The sequence below is a fragment of the Neorhizobium sp. R1-B genome (assembly GCF_004368875.1).
GTDB lineage: Bacteria > Pseudomonadota > Alphaproteobacteria > Rhizobiales > Rhizobiaceae > Neorhizobium > Neorhizobium huautlense.
The window spans coordinates 254,604-268,636 of sequence record NZ_SOEM01000001.1 but is presented as its reverse complement, the minus strand read 5'-3'; the positions used below and the strand labels follow the sequence as shown (position 1 = coordinate 268,636).

Sequence of the window (14,033 nt, the reverse complement as noted above, 5' to 3'; positions counted from 1 at the left end):
TCTCTTTTTGAGGGTTTGAAGACCATGGCGGAAGAAGCACAGGCAGGCGAAGCCGGTGGCAAGAAGAAGGGTGGCTCCGTAATGCTGATCGCGGGCCTTTCCGTCCTCACGCTTGTCGGCGCCGGCGGCGGCTGGTTCGTCGGCAAAATGATCGCGCCCAAGGATCCGGCGGCCGAAGCGCAGCATGAAGAAGCCGCCGCTGGCGGCGAACATGGCGAAGGCAAGAAGGAGGAGGGGCTGCCTCATATCTCCACGGAAGCTGCGGGCGTCGTTCTCCTTGAGCCGATCACCACCAATCTCGCCTATCCGTCCGAGAACTGGATCCGCCTCGAGGTGGCGCTCGCCTTCAAGGGCGCGCCGGAACTGCCCCTCGCTGAAGATATCCATCAGGATATTCTCGCCTACATGCGGACCGTCTCATTGCAGCAGATCGAGGGGCCGCGCGGCTTCCAATACCTGAAGGACGACCTCCAGGAACGCGTCGATCTTCGCTCGCAAGGCAAGGTCAGCAAGATCATGCTCAGATCTTTCGTGGTGGAATAACGCCATTCCACTATCGACGACAAAACCGGCCTGACATCGTCAGGCCGGTTTTGTTTTGTCCAAGGATACCCTTCCGGATGTTCCGGAAGGGCTGTGAAGAGCGGACTATCGCACCCGCTTCAGGAAACCGTCGGGAGCGACGGTGACGAGCAGCTTGTTTTCGACGGATTTGTCGATCTCGAATTCCGGATGGCTTTTCAGATACTCGAAAACGGCGGTCTTCGGATTGTCGCCGGGGTTCCAGGGGCGATCCTTGAAGAAATCGCGCGGCAGGTCTTCGACAAAGGTATCGAACACCGCGCAATAGCAGCCGGGCGTCACGAGTGGTGCATAGGCTTCGAGCTCGGCAAGCACGTGTTCGTGAGTATGCATCGAATCAAGGCAGACCATCACCCGCTTGTAGGGAGCCGCGGCTTCGCGCACCGCATCGACGATCTCCTTTGCGACCGACGATCCTTCGAACATCTGGATGCGGCTTGCCATCGGATGGGTCTCGATCGCCTCGCGATTATGGGTGCGGATGTCGATATCGATGCCGATCACCTTGCGATCTGATTTCTTGGGATCGATCGTCGTGCCCGCTTCAATGGCATCGCACATATCGAGCAGCGCAAGCATCGACGCGCTAAGGATCAGCGAGCCGCCATGGGCAATGCCCGTTTCGATCACAAGGTCGGGGCGGGTCGCCCAGATGAGCTCCTGGATCGCCTGCATGTCCTGCGGATACTGAATGATCGGGCGCCCGAGCCAATCGAAGTTATAGACATACCGCTTGGCCATGGACATCTCGCGCCAGGCAGAGCTTAGCCCAAGAAATTCCTGATCATTGGCATAGCCTTCCGCGGTCGCCCTGCGCTCCTGCTGAAATTGTTCGATCGGGTTCATGTGTGTCTACCTTCTCTATCGTGCGCCTTGCAGCAACTATTACGCTGCTTCGCGGTTGAGGACCAATGGCAAGAAATCGAGGACGGGCGAGGGCGTAAAACCGAATTCGTCTTTGATCCTGGCCGTGGAGATCGGTGGGAAACTGGTGGTCGGGGCATTCTCGTCGACGGCGAAGGAACAACCCGTCGCATTGGCGATGGCAGAAACCCACGCCCGATGGCTGAGATCGGTGCCGCTCGCCACATTATATATTGCCTGCCTGCCTGCGATGGCGATCTCGGCCAGCAGGCGGGACACGTCATCGATCCAGATATAGTCTTTCGCAGAATCGAGCGCGGTGCGGAGCTGAATATGGCCTTGCTGTGCTTCCCGGCAAAGCTCGCCGACAAATGTGTCAGAACCCGCTTCGTTCGGGCCTACGACATTGGAAAGCCGCGCGATGCGTACGCCCGGCCGCCCTGACGACAGGCAGATCGATTCCCCGGTCATCTTGGAAAGATTGTAGAGGTCGGAAGGGTTGGAAGGGTGTGCGGAAAGCAGGCCGTCTTCTAGCGTATCGCTGCTGTTTGCGTAGATCCGGGTCGAGGAGAGATAGAGGAACGATTGGAAATCGACATCGCGCAGGAGGTTTGCTGCAAGCGTCACATGCGCTTCGATCGTATCGAAAGGACGGGTACGGAAATCTGCCGTTAGCCCGATTGCGTAGATGCAGTGCCCCAGATCTCCACGCGCTTCGCCAAAATTGTCCCGCGAAACGGGCATTACCTCGTAACCGGCCGCGCGCAGAAACCGTACGACGTGCCGTCCGACAAATCCCGATGCGCCGAGAACGGTGAATCTCATTCGCGATGCCCCAGAACCTTGAGCGGATTGCCGCCGACGATCGTATAGGGTGCGACTTCCCCCCGAACGATCGAGCCTGCCGCGATCACGCAGCCCTTGCGCAGGTGTGCACCATCCAGAATCACCACATTGGCACCGATCCAGACATCGTCCTCGATGCGGATGCCGCCCCGGGTCGGTTGAAAGCCTTGTTCGCGAATCAGGCGATCCTTGTCCTTGAAGGCATGGTTTACGGGCGCGAAGGTGCAGTTGGCCGCAACGAGCACATGATCGCCGAATTCGATGCCATTGCCGGTATAGAAGACGCAGCCGCTATTGATATAGCAGAACCGGCCGAACGTGAGATCGCCATTGCCGCCGGCGGGCTTGATCTTGACGAAACTGTCGATCACGCTGTTCTCGCCGACAACGATCTTCGTGCCGCGCGTCGAATCCTCGATATCCGCAAGTGAGCTTACTCGTGCTGACGGGTGGATTTCGATCACGGTTCTTACCTTCGTGATTTTCCGTTATCCCTGCTGAGGGAGACGGAAAGCGGCGTTACTGAATTTTCAGATCCGGCACGGCGGTGACGAATTTGGTGCCCTGCTCGGCAAGAGTAGCCAGCTGCTGACGAACCTCCGTCGCGATGTTCCAGGGCATGATCAAGACATAGTCGGGCCGCCGCTCGGAGATTACGTCCGGATGGAGGATCGGGATATGGCTGCCCGGCATGAACTTGTTCTGCTTGGCCGCCGCTGCATCGCAGACGAAGGGCACCAGGTCCGGCTTGACGCCCGCGAAGTTGAGGAGCGTGTTTCCCTTGGCGGCAGCGCCATAGGCCGCCACCGTCTTCCCGGCGCGTTTGGCTTCGATGAGGAAGGCGAGGGCGTCGTTCTTGACCTTCTCGGCCTTCACCTGGAAGTCCGCGTAGACTGCGGAACTGCGTAGGCCTCGTGTTTCTTCCTCGGCAAGCAGTGTCGTGACGGCGTCGGTCGTCTGACGCGGATCGTCCGCATGGCATCCATAGACGCGCAGACTTCCGCCATGGGTCGGCAACTCCTCGACATCGAACACCCGCAGACCGGCGCTTTCGAAGATCTTTCCGACGGTGAACAGGGAAAGGTAGGAGAAATGTTCGTGATAGACGGTGTCGAACTGGTTCTGCTCGATCAGCCGCATGACATGCGGAAATTCGAGCGTGACCGTGCCGCCGGCCTTGAGCGCCGCCTTGATCCCCTTGGTGAAATCGTTGATGTCGGGCACATGCGCGTAGACGTTGTTTCCAAGGATAAGGTCCGCGCCTTTGCTTTCATCGGCGAGCCGCTTGCCGAGTGCTTCCCCGAAGAATTCCCGGAGCACCGGTATCCCGAGCTTTTCGGCAGCATCCGCCGTGCTGTCGGTCGGCTCGACGCCGAGGCAGGGAATGCCGGCCGCCACGAAGTTCTTGAGCAGGTATCCATCGTTCGAAGCGACCTCGATGACCATGCTCTGCTGTCCAAGGCCGAGACGCCTGGTGATCATCTCGACATAGCGCGCCGCGTGGACGAGCCAGCTCGAGGAGGCACTCGAGAAATAGGCGTATTCGGGGCTGAACAGCGATTCGGCAGAGGCGTAATCCTCCGTCTGCACAAGCCAGCACTCCTCACAGACCTTGAGCCGCAACGGGAAATAGACTTCCGGCTTGGAAAGGTCCTCTGCCGCCAAATAGGCATTGGACGGCGGCGCGAAGCCAAGATCGAGGAAGTCGCAGCGAAGCGCGCTACCGCAGTGGCGGCATTTCATGAGATCAGTCCTGTAAATTGCTCTGTCAGATATGGATGGTTTCGGTCCCGCTCCGACATCTCGGTAACAGCGAGCGGCCAATTGATATGGAGCGTTGGGTCTTGTGAATTCAGTGCGCCTTCCGAGCCGGGAGCATAGGGCACCGAATGAAGATAGAGAAGCTCGCAATCATCGGTCAGCGCCTGGAAGCCGTGCGCGAAACCCTCGGGGATCAGAAGAGAGCGACGGTTGCCCTCCGACAGTTCTTCGGCGTGCCATTTCAGGAAGGTAGGTGATCCCGCCCGCAGGTCGACGGCCACGTCAAACACCGCGCCGCGGATGCAGTTGACCAGCTTCATTTCCGAATGCGGCGGTTGCTGGAAATGCATGCCGCGCAAGGTGCCTTTGCGTGCCGTCATAGTGAGATTGATCTGGGCAATCGGTTTGATCCAACCGGCAGTCGCCAGCTCCTCCGCGCAGAACATGCGCGACAGGAAGCCTCGCGAATCACCGAGGTTCTGCCGCTGGACGAGCTTCAAGCCGGCGAATGGCAGATCGGTGACTGTAAAGCGGCTCAAGGGCGTGCCTCGTATTCGGCGATTTCGGTTTCGCAGAGCACGCGCGCATCGGCGCCATCCCGCTGCGCGCGATACCACTTCATGGTCCGGTCGACGGCCTCTGTCAGCGACCAGCGCGGCTCGATATCCAAGATATGCCGCGCCTTGGCTGTTTCCAGTGCAAGCCAACCGGCCTCGTGCGGGCCTTCCGTGCCGTCGCCATAATGCACATCGCCGCGGCCGTAGGAGGCGCGGGCAATCTCGATGATTTCACGGACTGCCGCAGCTTCGTGGCTGACCGGGCCGAAGTTGAATGCGTCACCCAACGAAGGATCGCGCCAGAGCCGTTCGGCCAATATGAGGTAGGCTGACAGCGGTTCAAGGACGTGCTGCCAGGGGCGTTTTGCCTCCGGCCGCCGCACTTGCAATACACTGCCCGACTGCCAGGCACGGACTGCATCCGGTAATAGCCTATCCGCCGACCAGTCGCCGCCGCCGATGACATTGCCGGCCCGAGCACTGGCGACTGCTACGCCTTTTTCCCGCAAAAACGAATCCCGATAGCTCGAAATCACGATCTCGCAGGCGGCCTTGCTGGCGCTATAGGGGTCGTGTCCGCCGAGATGGTCGGTTTCCCGATAGGGGAAGGCGTGCTCAAGATTGCGATAGACCTTGTCGGTGGTGATCGCCACGACGACGCGTGCCGTTTCCACGAAGCGAATTGCCTCGAGCACGTTTGCTGTCCCCAGCACGTTGGTTGCGAATGTGCCGATCGGATCCTGATAGCTCGGACGAACCAGGGCTTGGGCTCCGAGATGCAGAATGATCTCAGGTGAAGCCGCTCTAACCAGTTCGGCGAGCTTCCCGGCGTCCCGGATATCCTGGAAATGACTTGCAGCAAGATCGGGACGGGCAAGGGTGAACAGGTTCGGCTGGGTTTCCGGAGGCAAGGAAATGCCGGTCACCTCCGCACCGAGCCGCTTCAGCCAGATGGAAAGCCAGGCGCCTTTGAAGCCCGTATGTCCTGTGAGAAGGACCCGCTTGCCTGCCCAGAAGCCGGGGTTCGGGAGTGCGCCTCCGGTCACGGCCAGATCTTCCACGGTGCATCTCCAGATGCCCAGAGCTCTTCGAGAAGATTCTTTTCGCGCAACGTATCCATCGGCTGCCAAAAACCTTCATGCTCATAGGCCATCATTTCGCCCATCGCTGCCAATGTGGACATAGGCGCCGATTCCCACGGCACGTTGTCCCCTTCGATGAGTTCGATGCATTTCGGCGAAAGTACGAAGAAGCCGCCATTGATCAGGCCGCCATCGCCCCGCGGCTTTTCCACAAAGCCCGTCACCTGATTGCCGGAACGCTCCAGGGCGCCGTAGCGGCCCGGAGGATGAACCGCGGTGACCGTTGCCATCTTCCCGTGGGTGCGATGGAACTTCACCACCTCCGTGATATTCACGTCGCTTAAACCGTCACCGTATGTGAAGCAGAAGCTCTCTTCGTTGCGGAGATATTCCTCGACGCGTTTCAGGCGGCCGCCGGTCATAGTGGCTTCGCCGGTGTCGATCAGCGTCACTTTCCATGGATCGGCACTGCGGCGGTGAACCTGCATTTCGTTGTAGGCCATGTCGAATGTCACGTCCGACATGTGCAGGAAGTAGTTCGCGAAATACTCCTTGATGACATATCCCTTGTATCCGCAGCAGATGATGAACTCGTTCACACCATGGGCGGAATAGAGTTTCATGATGTGCCACAGGATTGGGCGGCCGCCGATTTCGATCATCGGCTTGGGCCGGAGATGTGTCTCTTCCGAAATGCGGGTCCCTAACCCACCGGCCAAAATAACAGCTTTCATTCTTTCTCTCCCTGCCTGCAGGGGGCGGGATCCGCTCCCTCGATCGAGATCCCGCGATATCCTGTCAGCCTTTTTCGGGCCGGCTATCTTACAAGAGGATGGTCTGTATCAAGTCTTCCTGGGCAAATACAAGGTTGGGCTCGTATCCCTGCTCCAGATAACGGTCGCGCTGTTCGGGCAAAAACACCAGGACGGCCGTCTTGCTGATGAAATCCTTGGTCGGTTCCACGGGATCATCGATGATCTCTATCCGCGCTGGGAAGTTCACCTTGCGGATTCTTTCCTTGAGGATGATCGTGTCGAGGAAGCCGTGCAATATCAGGTTTTCGATGCCGCCGGCAGCGTTGACCTGCCAGGCAAGCGTTTCGAGGGCGGCCGCGAGCATGAGCCCGTCGCGCGCCGCAACCACTTCGGGATGCTTGTCCAGTCCACCGAAGACGATGCGGGTGTAGATTTCATAGGCCTTGACGAATTGCCGCGACGCGACCAGCAGCCGGAGCGCCACGGTCATGCGGATCAGCGTGAACATCCGGCACATATATTCCTGGGTGAACTTGTCGTTGTCGTCCCGGGAGATCTGCCCGCGCTTGATGCCGAAGTAGAGGAAATACTCCAGGCCGCCGCGATACTGGTCCCAGCCGGACATTGCGATTTCGTGGCCGCCCTGGGGGCGGTCGCGGCCGATCTCGGAACGAATCACCTGCCGGTAGAATGGCTGCTTCAGGAATGCGATGTCGCCCTGATCCAGGAAATGCGCCAGAAGCGGGAAGGCATAGAAGCAGATGTCGCGTGGCACCCAGGTCGTCCTGAGCGCGCTGGTGCGGAATACGGCGATTTCCGGGAATATGTGCTTGTTGTAGATGAAGTTGAATACCTCACCGAAACTGCGCTGGCGGAAAATGGTATCTTCCTCGAGCTGATAGAAGATATCCATGTCCTTTTCGAGGATACCGTCATAGGTCCACCACGGGGCGTGGCACACGTTGACGGTGGGATTCTCGTCCATGAACTTCAGCGCGTTGAGGAGACCTTCGAAGATCAGGCGGTCGTCATCTGCCACGTACACGGAATATTCGCCGTGGGCGCGTCTATACGTCCCGTTCACGTTGACGAACGGGCCGTTGTTTTCCGCCCGCAGATAATAGCGGATCGGCAATTCGGCCGAGAGCTCCTGCACCACCTCGCCGGTGTTGTCGGTGGATGCATTGTCCGAAATGATGATCTCATAGGGAAAGTCGAACTGAAATTCCTTGATGCGCCCCAGGCATGCGCGCAGATGAGCAGCGCGATTGTAGGTTGGGATGCAGATGCTGAGCTTGATGGAATTCACTTAGATTTCCTCGATCGGGGGTTTCAAGCCGCCTGGTCTGTCGCTGACCGGAAGCGGCTTGGCGATGTTGATATGATGCAGGACTGCGGCAAGTTCTCGCTGCGTCGCGATTTACAGCGGCAGTATTTCCACAACTGATTCGTGTTCAGGCTCCCGCCATCATGAGATTTCTGAGCAGACGCTAACGGTCGAGACTTGTGCAAAACTGAAGCCTCACGGGATCTCGAAACAGAGACGAACCGGGGTCGATCGGCCAAATACGGCCATCTTCCTGTTCACGACCGCAGGTACGGGCCGGTAATCTGTTGACCGCGGTTGGCGAGGGTGACTATCGAAGGGAGTGTAAAGGACCCTCATGATCGCATGATTCGGCTGATCTATCTGCTCGTCGCGCTGATCGCGACACCCGGGCTTGCGCTCGCCCAACAATCACCTGCGGATCTTCTCAATCTGCCGGTGGATGGTTCCGCTGCTGCTTGGATCATCCGTACCTTCGGGCTTTTGACGGTCCTGTCGGTCGCGCCCGGCATCCTGATCATGGTCACAAGCTTTCCGCGCTTCGTGATCGCGTTTTCGATTCTCCGATCAGGTATGGGGCTTGCTACGGCACCCTCCAACATGGTGCTGATCTCGATGGCGCTGTTCATGACCTTCTATGTCATGTCGCCCACATTTGATCGCGCCTGGAACGAAGGTGTCCAGCCGCTTCTTCAGAACCAGGTAACGGAAGCGGAGGCGGTGCAGCGAATTGCCGAGCCTTTTCGGGTTTTCATGTCCGCCAATACCAGAGACAAGGACCTGGAGCTTTTTGTCGAGATCGCTCGCGAGCGGGGCCAGTCGGTCGGCACTCCTGAGGCGATCGACTATCGCGTCCTGATCCCCGCTTTCATGCTGTCGGAAATCCGACGCGGCTTCGAAATCGGTTTTTTGATCATCCTGCCCTTCCTGGTGATCGACATGATCGTTGCTGCCATCACCATGGCGATGGGCATGATGATGTTGCCGCCGACATCGATCTCACTCCCTTTCAAGATTCTCTTTTTCGTCTTGATCGACGGCTGGAACCTGCTCGTGGGAAGCCTTATCCGGTCCTTCGGGTGATAGAGAAATGGCGGGGACGGCCCCGCCATTTTGTTTACGCGGTGCGTGTGCTGAAAGGCGCCTCACGCGGAGGTAGGGCCGGAACCGCAAAATGGTCCGGCTTCAGCTTGGCCTTTGCCCGGTCGACCATCATTTCATAGCCCGTTTCCAGATGACGGCAGAAGCGCTCCGCATCGAAGAGCGGTTTGATGAAGCGGTTCTCCTCAAGCCGTGTGCGGATTTCTTGAAGCTCTTCCCGGTTCTTGAAATAGTGCACGGCGCGGTTCACGTAGTCGTCGGTCGTGTCGCAGACCATTTCCGGAAGGCCGACGGCGTTGAGCAGGCTCTCGCTAACGCGCGAGGCGAAGTTCACGCCCTTGAAGGTCAGCATCGGCAGACCGCACCAGAGTTTTTCGGACGTGGTGGTATGTCCGTTGTAGGGATAGGTATCCAATCCGAGATCTGTAAGCGCGATGCGGTCGAGATATGCGGAATAATCCAGCACACGGTCACCGAAAAGGATGCGCTCGCTGGCGATGCCGGCGTCAGTGAAGCCCTTGAGCAGGTTCTTGCGCGATCCGAAGGTTTCCTTGCAGATCAGGAAGAGGTAGCTGCCGGGGGTCGCCTTGAGAATGCGGATCCAGAGATCGAGCGTTGTCCGGCTGATCTTCCAGTGGGTATGGAAGCACGAGAAGATGAAGGCGTTCTGCGGCATCCGGCACATGCTGCGATCGATCTTCCTGGGCAGCGACCGGTGGATCGCATCATTCGGGAAGAACGTCTCCGGCATCCAGCAGATCTTTTCATAGTAATTCGGGAAAGATGTCTCAGGCACGACGGTGCGGTCGGCAATCAGGTAGTCGATGTCGACGTTGACCACGGTGCCGGGATATCCAAGCCAGGTCACATGAACGGGCGCTGTCAGCTGGTTCATGATCGGGACGCGGGTTTCGGCGGTATGGCCCTGGAGATCGACCAGGATGTCAATGTTCGCGGCCTTGACGGCCTCCACCGCTTCGTCGTCCGTCATGTTGCGGATGGAAACGATGCGCCCCCAGTTTTCGCGCACGGCGGCATTGCTGTCCTTAAGGGTCTTCTCGCTGGCATTGCAGAAGAGCGTGATGTCGAACTTGCTGCGGTCATGTGCTTCGAGAACGCCGCGGAAGGCCTTCATCACCGCATGGTCGGTCCATAGGTCGGCCGAAAGGTAGCCGACGCGGATCTTGTCGCCCCAGTTATGCGGCATCGCATGGCGTCTGGCGGTGATGCCCGCAGGCTTCCTGACCCGCGCAGCGCCTGCGATTGCGTTGACCTTTTCATTGGTGCACCAGCGGATATTGTAAAGCGAGATTTCGTCGAGGAAGGGCTCGATCCGGCCTGCCGCGATTTCCTCTTCGAGGATCGGGTCGTATTTGTCGATGACCTCGTAGTTGTTCACATCGCGCATGATCGTGAGGTAGTAGTTGCGCAGGATTTTGTCTTCCGGCTCGCGCTCGAAGGTATCGACGATGAGCTTGTGTTCGGCTTCCGTCCTGGTCGCAAGACGGATCGAACGGATCGAGAAGCGGCGGTGCTCGGCATTGTCGCTTTCGGCGAGCGTTTTCTGGAACGCCTCGATGCCGTCCATCTCCTGGCGCATCAGTGCGCCGGACATCAACATCGCCATGTCCGGGTCGGCAAGGGCCTCGTTGAGGATCTTAGCGCCGATGCGCAAGAGGCTGATGTCGTCGTTATTGGCGAAGTGAAGCCGCATCGCCTCGCGAAGATATTTCAGCCGATGACGGGATTCCTGTTCGCCTGCGAGCTGGAACGCCTGTGCGGCCTCCGTCTTCATGCGCAGCTTGACCAGCGTCGCGCCCAGCAATGCGTAGTGCCTCGGATCCTTGTCGACGTCCAGCAATCGGTTCAGGATGCCCAGCACGTGATAATATTCGGCCTTGTCGAAGCTCTTTTGGGCGGCCACATATTCCCGTTGTGTCTTCAGGCTTTTCAAGTCTTCGCACTCCAAATCATAGCCGCACAGCCGCAAGGGCGGAGCGGCCTCCTTGCTCATGATGACCGGCGAAGCTTGCTTGAAGCCGTCCTGTTGACGGAGGGGAAGGGCGATAACCGCCCGTTAACCATGGGAACAGAGGGCCTGACGCTGGAACCCGAATTAAAGAACTTGGCAAGGATTGGCTGCCAGATTTCTCCTCACACGACGGGTTTGGTATCTCTTCGCTGAAGGAACCGAGTTGGCATGATGCCGGACCGAAGTGACCGGTATATTTTTTAGCCCGGTATGTCCCCCCACAGTATTTCGTTCAAAGGGACAACTTGAATCATGGCAAGCATTCTTACCAACGTTAACGCAATGGCCGCTCTCCAGACGCTGCGGTCCATCAGCTCCGACATGGAATCCACGCAGAGCCGTATCTCCACCGGCCAGCGCGTCGGTTCGGCTTCGGACAACGCAGCCTACTGGTCGATCGCAACCACCATGCGTTCGGACAATGCCGCTCTTTCGTCCGTCCAGGACGCTCTCGGCCTCGGCGCCGCCAAGGTCGACACCGCATATTCCGGTATGGAAGCTGCGATCGAGGTTGTTCAGGAAATCAAGAACAAGCTCGTAACCGCCGGCGAATCCAGCGCCGACAAGTCGAAGATCCAGGAAGAAATCACCCAGCTGCAGCAGCAGCTGAAGAGCATCACCTCTTCGGCTTCCTTCTCCGGTGAAAACTGGCTGCAGGCCGACATCAGCGGCAAGACCAACGCTGTAACCGGCGTCGTCTACGCTTCTGACGACATCGCCAAGCAGATCGTCGGCTCCTTTACCCGCGACGCTGAAGGCAACGTTTCGGTCAAGACCGTCAACGTCACGCTCAACGAATCGAACGTTCTGTTCGACCTTTCGGGTGGCGATGCCGGCATCCTCGACGCAAACTTCCTGAAGGGCATGCGCACGGTTACCGACTCTCTCGGTGCCGATCGTTACGCCAAGGTCAACACCGCGGCCATGAACGACACCTCTGCTGTCTGGAGAGATATCGGCGGCGACGTATGGCAGAAGGGCAATACGCTCGGCGCTTACACCGACGGTTCGAACGGCACCTACCTGATGAAGGTCGGCGGCGGCTTCGTCGATGCGGTCTTCAGCGCAACGGCCAACGAATATCAGGTCAACACCAACGCCTTGATCGCCACCAACGCTTCGATCACGCTCACCTCGGGCCTCTCGGTCGCCGAACTCGATATCACCAAGCTTGACGACTACCGCAAGGCTGGTGATTCCAAGAACCTCGGCATGGGCGACGGCACCAACGTCTCCGACGATGACTTGATCGCTGCTCTGACCTCGTTCGTCGACAACCAGCTCGAAAAGATGACGAGCGCCGCTGCAAAGCTCGGTGCAGTCTCCAAGCGCATCGAGATGCAGGGAGACTTCGTCTCCAAGCTCTCCGACTCGCTCGATAGCGGTGTAGGTCGCCTGGTCGACGCCGACATGAACGAAGAGTCCACCAAGCTCAAGGCCCTGCAGACCCAGCAGCAGCTGGCGATCCAGTCGCTTTCGATTGCCAACTCGGACTCGCAGAACATCCTGTCGCTCTTCCGTTAATCGAAACAGGCGAAATGGCGCGGAGGCTGACCGCGCCATGGACCCGGAAAAGGGCCGCGTCCGAATTCGGACGCGGCTTTTTTATTTTTCTAAATCGGCTTCAATCTTCATTAACTATATTGAGGTTACCTAGAGCCATCGAAACGGTGAGTTAACCAAACAAATTAACTGGTTAGCAAGCATGATGCTGCCCTCCGTTCCCCGGTGTTTCCGGAATGTCCCTTTTCGTAATCAGCCACTCAAGGGGCACTCATAAATGACTAGCATTCTCACCAACATTGCAGCCATGTCTGCACTCCAGACCCTGCGCTCGCTCAGCTCCGACATGGAGAAGACGCAGGCTCACGTTTCCTCCGGTCTGCGCGTCGGTTCTGCTTCCGACAACGCTGCTTACTGGTCGATCGCAACCACCATGCGTTCGGACAACGGCGCTCTCTCTGCCGTCCAGGACGCTCTCGGCCTCGGCGCCGCTAAGGTCGACACCGCTTATGCCGCCATGGAATCGGCGATCGACGTCGTCCAGGAAATCAAGAACAAGCTCGTTGCCGCTTCCGAACCGGGCGTCGACAAGTCCAAGGTCCAGGAAGAAATCACGCAGCTGCAGCAGCAGCTGAAGAGCATCACCTCTTCGGCTTCCTTCTCCGGTGAAAACTGGCTGCAGGCCGACATCAGCGGCAAGACCAACGCTGTTACCGGCATTGTCTACGCTTCCGACGACATCAACAAGCAGATCGTCGGTTCCTTCACCCGCGATGCCGAAGGCAACGTTTCGGTCAAGACCGTCAATGTTGTGCTCAACGAAACGAACATTCTGTTCGACCTTTCCGGTGGTGACGCCGGCATCCTCGACGCCAACGCTCTGAAGGGCATGCGTCAGGTTCAGGACTCCCTCGGTGCCGATCGTTACGCCAAGGTCAACACTGCGGCCTTGAACGACACCTCTGCTGTCTGGAGAGACATCGGCGGCGACGTATGGCAGAAGGGCAATACGCTCGGCGTCTACAGCGACGGTTCGAACGGCACCTACCTGATGAAGGTCGGCGGCGGCTTCGTCGATGCAGTCTTCAGCGCAACGGCCAACGAATATCAGGTCAACACCAACGCCCTGATCGCCACCAACGCTTCGATCACGCTCACCTCGGGTCTATCGGTTTCCGAACTCGACATCACCAAGCTTGACGACTACCGCAAGGCCGGTGACACCAAGAACCTCGGCATGGGCGACGGCACCAACGTCTCCGACGAGCAGCTCATGGACTACCTGATCTCCTTCACGGACGGTCAGCTCGAGAAGATGACGAGCGCTGCTGCAAAGCTCGGCTCCATCTCCATGCGTATCGGCATGCAGGAAGACTTCGTCTCCAAGCTCTCCGACTCGATCGACAGCGGTGTCGGCCGCCTCGTCGACGCCGAAATGAACGAAGAGTCCACCAAGCTCAAGGCCCTGCAGACCCAGCAGCAGCTGGCGATCCAGTCGCTTTCGATTGCCAACTCGGACTCGCAGAACATCCTGTCGCTCTTCCGTTAATCGGAAAAGCAACAGAAGCTTATCGCTTGAAAGGCCGCGCCCTCCGGGGCGCGGTTTTTTTTATATGTTCTCCA

Annotated in this window: 13 protein-coding genes; 4 read left to right on the top strand and 9 right to left on the bottom strand. The window is 58.4% G+C overall.

Annotated elements, in window-relative coordinates:
• Positions 1 to 24: 24 nt before the first annotated feature.
• Positions 25 to 543 carry a flagellar basal body-associated FliL family protein gene (locus EDE05_RS01200; RefSeq protein ID WP_105370650.1) on the top strand — a complete coding sequence of 173 codons (519 nt, stop codon included), beginning with the start codon at positions 25 to 27 and terminating at the stop codon, positions 541 to 543.
• Between the two features lie 105 nt (positions 544 to 648).
• Here EDE05_RS01200 and EDE05_RS01195 read toward each other — a convergent pair whose 3' ends face one another.
• From EDE05_RS01195 to EDE05_RS01160, 8 genes are all read right to left on the bottom strand, one after another.
• Entirely contained in the window at positions 649 to 1,428 is a 780-nt protein-coding gene (locus tag EDE05_RS01195) for a cephalosporin hydroxylase family protein (RefSeq protein WP_105370651.1), read from the bottom strand.
• Between the two features lie 39 nt (positions 1,429 to 1,467).
• On the bottom strand, positions 1,468 to 2,271 hold the full coding sequence (locus tag EDE05_RS01190) for an SDR family oxidoreductase (RefSeq protein WP_134099548.1): 804 nt from the start codon (positions 2,269 to 2,271) through the stop codon (positions 1,468 to 1,470).
• Positions 2,268 to 2,756 carry an acyltransferase gene (locus tag EDE05_RS01185; RefSeq protein WP_105370653.1) on the bottom strand — a complete coding sequence of 163 codons (489 nt, stop codon included), beginning with the start codon at positions 2,754 to 2,756 and terminating at the stop codon, positions 2,268 to 2,270. Before EDE05_RS01185 ends, EDE05_RS01190 begins: the two co-directional genes overlap by 4 nt.
• 55 nt (positions 2,757 to 2,811) lie before the next feature.
• On the bottom strand, positions 2,812 to 4,035 hold the full coding sequence (locus EDE05_RS01180) for a class I SAM-dependent methyltransferase (RefSeq protein ID WP_208325198.1): 1,224 nt from the start codon (positions 4,033 to 4,035) through the stop codon (positions 2,812 to 2,814).
• Complete coding sequence (locus EDE05_RS01175) at positions 4,032 to 4,592, bottom strand: dTDP-4-dehydrorhamnose 3,5-epimerase family protein (RefSeq protein WP_132408569.1); 561 nt, start codon at positions 4,590 to 4,592, stop codon at positions 4,032 to 4,034. Before EDE05_RS01175 ends, EDE05_RS01180 begins: the two co-directional genes overlap by 4 nt.
• Positions 4,589 to 5,671 carry a CDP-glucose 4,6-dehydratase gene (gene rfbG, locus EDE05_RS01170; protein ID WP_134099543.1) on the bottom strand — a complete coding sequence of 361 codons (1,083 nt, stop codon included), beginning with the start codon at positions 5,669 to 5,671 and terminating at the stop codon, positions 4,589 to 4,591. Before rfbG ends, EDE05_RS01175 begins: the two co-directional genes overlap by 4 nt.
• Positions 5,653 to 6,426, bottom strand: a complete 774-nt coding sequence (rfbF, locus tag EDE05_RS01165; RefSeq protein WP_105370657.1) for a glucose-1-phosphate cytidylyltransferase — start codon at positions 6,424 to 6,426, stop codon at positions 5,653 to 5,655. The genes rfbG and rfbF overlap by 19 nt, the downstream gene beginning before the upstream one ends.
• An 88-nt stretch (positions 6,427 to 6,514) precedes the next feature.
• Complete coding sequence (locus EDE05_RS01160) at positions 6,515 to 7,756, bottom strand: glycosyltransferase family 2 protein (protein ID WP_134099540.1); 1,242 nt, start codon at positions 7,754 to 7,756, stop codon at positions 6,515 to 6,517.
• 363 nt (positions 7,757 to 8,119) lie between these two features.
• Here EDE05_RS01160 and fliP point away from each other — a divergent pair, with 363 nt between their 5' ends.
• Positions 8,120 to 8,857, top strand: coding sequence for a flagellar type III secretion system pore protein FliP (fliP, locus tag EDE05_RS01155; protein WP_105370659.1), 738 nt, complete (start codon positions 8,120 to 8,122; stop codon positions 8,855 to 8,857).
• 34 nt (positions 8,858 to 8,891) lie between these two features.
• On the opposite strand, the gene EDE05_RS01150 is transcribed toward fliP, so the two are convergent.
• Positions 8,892 to 10,829, bottom strand: a complete 1,938-nt coding sequence (locus tag EDE05_RS01150) for a glycosyl transferase (protein ID WP_162712257.1) — start codon at positions 10,827 to 10,829, stop codon at positions 8,892 to 8,894.
• A 330-nt stretch (positions 10,830 to 11,159) separates the two neighbouring features.
• On the opposite strand from EDE05_RS01150, the gene EDE05_RS27380 reads away from it, so the two are divergent.
• Entirely contained in the window at positions 11,160 to 12,431 is a 1,272-nt protein-coding gene (locus EDE05_RS27380; RefSeq protein ID WP_134099537.1) for a flagellin, read from the top strand.
• A 256-nt stretch (positions 12,432 to 12,687) separates the two neighbouring features.
• A complete protein-coding gene (locus tag EDE05_RS01140; protein ID WP_105370662.1) occupies positions 12,688 to 13,959 on the top strand; it encodes a flagellin in 1,272 nt (423 codons plus the stop codon).
• Positions 13,960 to 14,033 lie beyond the last annotated feature (74 nt).

Coding starts and splice junctions, on each gene's coding strand:
- EDE05_RS27380 (WP_134099537.1), top strand. CDS start 11,160: ATGGCAAGCATTCTTACCAACGTTAACGCAATGGCCGCTCTCCAGACG.
- rfbF (WP_105370657.1), bottom strand. CDS start 6,426: ATGAAAGCTGTTATTTTGGCCGGTGGGTTAGGGACCCGCATTTCGGAA.
- EDE05_RS01200 (WP_105370650.1), top strand. CDS start 25: ATGGCGGAAGAAGCACAGGCAGGCGAAGCCGGTGGCAAGAAGAAGGGT.
- EDE05_RS01180 (WP_208325198.1), bottom strand. CDS start 4,035: ATGAAATGCCGCCACTGCGGTAGCGCGCTTCGCTGCGACTTCCTCGAT.
- EDE05_RS01195 (WP_105370651.1), bottom strand. CDS start 1,428: ATGAACCCGATCGAACAATTTCAGCAGGAGCGCAGGGCGACCGCGGAA.
- EDE05_RS01190 (WP_134099548.1), bottom strand. CDS start 2,271: ATGAGATTCACCGTTCTCGGCGCATCGGGATTTGTCGGACGGCACGTC.
- EDE05_RS01140 (WP_105370662.1), top strand. CDS start 12,688: ATGACTAGCATTCTCACCAACATTGCAGCCATGTCTGCACTCCAGACC.
- fliP (WP_105370659.1), top strand. CDS start 8,120: ATGATTCGGCTGATCTATCTGCTCGTCGCGCTGATCGCGACACCCGGG.